The organism is Streptomyces olivochromogenes (genome assembly GCF_021538895.1).
In the GTDB taxonomy this organism is placed as follows: Bacteria; Actinomycetota; Actinomycetes; order Streptomycetales; family Streptomycetaceae; genus Streptomyces; species Streptomyces olivochromogenes_A.
This window is the reverse complement of record NZ_JADDRL010000235.1, coordinates 1-4,806: the sequence shown is the minus strand read 5'-3', so window position 1 is coordinate 4,806 and position 4,806 is coordinate 1. Positions and strand designations below refer to the sequence as shown.

Annotated in this window: 2 protein-coding genes; both read right to left on the bottom strand. The window is 78.3% G+C overall.

The genetic code is table 11. From position 1 onward, the window contains the following. A partial coding sequence (locus tag IPZ69_RS46340) for an ABC transporter permease (protein WP_235460947.1) occupies positions 1-2,666 on the bottom strand: 2,666 nt, incomplete at its 3' end. 1 nt (position 2,667) lies between these two features. Beyond that, positions 2,668-4,806 (bottom strand): FtsX-like permease family protein (locus IPZ69_RS46335; RefSeq protein WP_235460946.1); only part of this gene is annotated, 2,139 nt, incomplete at its 5' end.

The window sequence follows — 4,806 nt, the reverse complement described above, 5'->3', positions numbered from 1 at the left end:
ACGCCCACCGTCACCACCACGACCGCCACCGCCGGAACGGTCAGAGACAGCGCGTCGGTGTGCAGCTCGGCTTCGCCCACGGGGGTCTGCGCGGAGGCCAGGGCGATGGTCGTCAGGTCGGTGCCGGGGGCGAGGAGGCGGATGGTGGACCAGCCGGTGAGGGCGCCGCCGGCCGCGGCGAGGAGGGCCTGGGGCAGCGACTCCAGGACGAGGAGGCGGCGGCCCTGGGCGCGGGTGAGGCCCATCGTGCGCAGGCGCGCGAGCAGCGCGGCGCGCTCGGGGGCGGCGCGCAGCAGGGCGAGGAGCAGGGCCAGTACGGCGTATCCGGCGCCGGCCGCGACCGCCGCCGTATAGACGTGCTCGGCACCGGACTGGAGCGGTGAGTCGGCGAACCGGGCCCGTTCCTCCGCCCGGACGGTGACGCCCGCCGCGGAGCCCGCCGCCCGGCGCAGCGCCTGCCCGTCCACGTGCTCCCCCGTCAGCAGCAGCGCCGTGGGCCGGGCGGCCGTGGCGTCCAGGCCCGCGCGGTCCACGACCAGGAAGTCGGTGCCGGAGACGGCCGGGGTCCCGTCCCGTACGGCGGTGATCCGCACGGTGACCGCGCTGCCGTCCTCCAGCCGGACCAGGAAGGGACGGCGGGTGCCGTACGCCGAGGCGACGGAGGGCGAGGCCAGCGCGGGGAGCGGGGCGTGACCGGAGGCCGGGCGCCGCACCGCGCCTTCGTCGAAGGGGCCGAGCCCCGTCCGGTCCGCCAGCGCCCGGTACGTACCCGGCTCCACCCCGACCAGCGGCACCGAGGCCTGCCCGTCCTCGGGTTTCGCCTGGTAGGCGATGCTCACCGCGGCGGCCTCGCTCACCCCGGACGCACGGCGCACCCGGTCGACCACGCCCGCGGGCAGCGGCCCGTCGGAATCCACGCGCGCGTCGGCGCCCACGGACAGCAGCGCCGCCCGGTCGCGGGCCTCGGCGACGCCCGCCAGGACCGAGCCGCCGAACGCGGCCGTGGTGAGCGCGCTCAGCAGGGCCAGCAGCGGGAGTACCGCCGAGACGGAGGTACGGCCCGCGCGGGCCAGCGACAGATGGCCCACCGCACCGCGCAGCCGCCCGGCGGGGCGGGCCAGCCGGCGCAGCAGCAGCGGGTAGAGCCGGACGAGGACCAGGGCCGCGATCACCCCGACCAACACCGGTGCCACCGACACCAGTTGGTCCGCCGAGCCGTCCGCGGAAACCGACGTCCCCCGTCTCCGCAGCGCCTCCACCGCGCCCGCCGCCAGCACGAGCAGCGTCAGCTCCGCGACCGTACGGCGCCGGGACGGACGGACCGTCGCCACGTCCTCGCGCGGCCCGGTGACCCGTACCGACCGGTGCGCGAGCACGGCGCGCAGCGGGAGCGCGGCGCACGCGGTCAGGGTCACCGCGCCGGCGGCGGCGACGGCGTACCGGACCCGGCCCCCGGGGACCGCGAGCAGCGCGGCGGCCAGGCCGAGCGCGCCCGCGGGCACGGCGACCACCGTCGTCTCGGCGCACAGCCGGCCGGCCAGGCCGCGCAGGGAGGCGCCTCGGGCGCGCAGCAGGGCGAGTTCGGTGCGGCGGCGGTCGGCGGTGAGGCCGCCCGCCATGAGGAGGACGACGCCGGCCACGGTCCCGGTGCCGAAGGCGGCGACGGCGACCAGTGGACTGATGCCCGAGCGCAGCCGGGAGAAGGAGTGGAGGACGTCGTCGAGGTCGGTCTCCACCTCGGCGCCGGGATCGGTGGCCGCGCGGGCCCGTTGCAGGCCGGGGCCGGATTCCAGGGCGGCGACGGCGGACTTCAGGGACCCCAGGGCGTGGGCGTGCAAGCCGTGCAGATCGGGGGCGAGCTGCCAGTAGCGGAACGGGACTGAGCCCGTGCCCAGCATGGCGGGTGCGGCCTCCGGCGCCAGCAGCAGCCCGCCGAGCCAGTACTTCTCGGGGTCCGGGCTCGGCGTGGGCCGGCTCACCAGCGCCGGGGTGTGCAGCAGGGTGTGGGTGGACCAGTAGGCGCCGGCGGGGTCGCGCGGGGTGAGGATGCCGGTGACGCGGACGGCGAGCGGCGGGCGGGCCACGCCGGGCACGTGGATGACCGAACCCACCTTGATGTGCAGGCTCTTGGCGGTGGCGGCGGAGACGGCGGCCTGCACCTCGGTGGTCGACTCGTCCACCGGGCCCGAGACGCGCGGCAGCCGGCCCGCGCGCACCCGCGCGTGGTCGGCGACCCCGCCCGGGGCGACGAGCCAGACGTGGGCCGGCAGTCCGCTGGGCCGGGGTATCCACGGGTCGGGCACGGCCGGGCTGGCGGAGGCGGCCACGCCGTACGACGACTGGCCGCGGTCGAGGGCCAGCGGCCCCGGGACGGACCCGAGGACCTTCGCGTAGCGCCCCCGCAGGGCCGCCGGGCGCAGCGCCGCCGCCCGCTCGTCCGCCGAGAGTCCGAGGTCCGCCTGTGGGGCGCTCACCTGCACGGTGGTGCGGGCGGGCCCGGCCTGCCGCAGGGCGCGCAGCAGCCCGGCGTCCTCGTACCGGTCGACGGCGCGCGGGAAGGCGCCGGCCAGACACGCGGTCAGCGCCACCAGCACCGCGAGGGCGACCGCGGCGAGCGGCGCGGCCCGCAGCCGGGTGCGCACCCAGGGGGCGGCCGTCGGCGTCATCTCACTCACCCCCCTGATCCCGCAACGCGCTCGACGGATCCGCCCGCCGCATCGCCAGCGCCGCGGCGACGAGCAACGGCATGGCCGCGACCGCCGCCAGCAGCAACGCCACGCGCCCGGCGGGGAGTTCGACGAGCAGCTTCGGTTCGGGCCGGGTCGCCTGCGCGGTCAGCACGATCAGCGGGAGCACGGCCCGGGTCAGCACGGTGCCCAGGGCGACGCCGACCACCAGGGCCAGGCCCAGCAGCACGCCCTGTTCGGCGGCGACCATCCGGGCCAGTTTGCGGCGCGGGGCGCCCAGGGCGCGCAGCACCGCGAACTCGGCGCGCCGCTCGCGCAGCGACCCGGCGGCGCTCACCGCGAAGCCGACCGCGGCGAGCGCCGCCGCCACCACGGCCGCCGCGGCGAACGCGGCCTCGGGACCGGCGCCGAAGGGATCGTCGCGCAGTTCGGCCGCGATCTCGTCGCGCACCACGACCTGCCCGGGGTCGACGTCCGGCAGCGCCCGCAGGGTGGTGGCCACCGCGGTCGCCTCGCCCGGCGTGGTCCGCAGCCACCACTCGGTCGGGGTGACGCCCTCGCCGAAGCGTGCCGCCAACACCCGGTTCACCGACCGCAGATCGAGCAGCAGGGCCCCGCCGTCGCGCTCGCCGGTGTTCACCGGGTCGGCGGTGGCGGGCAGGGCCCGCACGGAGCCGACGATCCGCACCGGCAGGCTCCGGCCGCCGAACGTCAGGGCCACGCGCTGCCCGGGACGGGCGCTCGCCGAGTCCAGGTATCGGTCGGTGGCCAAGGCGGTGAGCTCGGGCGGAGCGGGCTGCGTCACCCGGAGCCGGATCGTCACGGAGGCGACGGTCCACATGTCCATGTGGGGGATGTAGCCGGTGCCGTACTCGACCGTCAGCGGCCGGGTCGAGGTCACCCGCGGCCGGCTCGGGCCGGTGGCGGGGGAGACGGCGCCGTCGGCCCGCGCGGCCGCGGTCCAGGAGGCGGGGAGGGACAGCCGCTGCTCCTTTCCGCCGGCGTCCGTGGAGGTGAGCCCGTGGACGGTGAGGCGATGGTGCTCGGCGCGTTCGCCGGGCTGGGGCATGTCCAGGCGCAGCGCGGTGAGCGTCACCGGGCCCGCGGAGGGGGCGAGGGGGAGGGACAGGGTGTGGGTACGGCCGTCGGTGGGCAGCCGGCCGAACGACAGCTCGTACGGCACCCCGTAGCGGTCCTCCAGGGTCGCCGTCACGTCGACGGCGGTGCCCGGCCCGGTCGAGCTGCGCAGGGACGCCGCCAGCCGCAGCCGGGCGGTGCCCGCGGGCACCGCGGCTCCCTCGGCCGTCCCCTTGCGGGCCAGCCCGGCCAGCATCGGCTCCACCGGCCCGGACGCCAGGTCCGGCCGCATCAGCACCCCGGGGGCCGCGTGCGTGGTGTCCAGCGCCAGCACGGTCGCGGTCCGGTCGCCGGACAGTGGCTGTTCGGTGCGTACGGCGGGGGCGGCCTGCCGTACGTGGGGGAGGGCGGCGTAGGCCTCGGTGCGGCCGAGTCCGCCGTCCCCGGCGGCCAGGACGCGCACCGACACGCCGGCCCGGAAGTCCGCCTGGTCCTCCTGCGAGCGGTCCCAGGAGGCGCCCTGCCCGATCGCCAGCATGCCGAGCGCGACGGCGAGGACGAGCAGCAGCACCGGGCCCGCCCCGCGCATCGGACGACGGCTGAACTGCCAGCCCGCCAGCGCCACCGGCAGCCCCCGCCCGGACGCCGCCCGGCGCTCCGCGAGCCGCGCCACCGGGGGCAGCAGCCGCAGCGTCAGCACCGTTCCGGCCAGCAGCGCCAGGGCGGGCGCCGCCACCAGGAGTGGATCGATTCCGAGCGTGCCGATGGGGGTCCCCCCTGCTCGAGCGGAGTCGAGAACTTGGGGGAGGTCGGTACCGACGGCTCCTGAGGTCTGCCGGTTCAGCTGCCAGTACGCCACCCCGGCCACCGCCAGCAGCCCGACATCGGCGCCGGCCCGCAGGGAGAGGGGCACGGCCCCGGCACGGCCGCCCCGGAAGCCACGACCGGGCGAACGGCCGCCGTCGGACGGCGATTTGCCGCCGGGCGCCGACCTGCTCGGTCCCGGGCCGGCAGCGGAGCCGCCCCCGACGGCCGGCCGCCG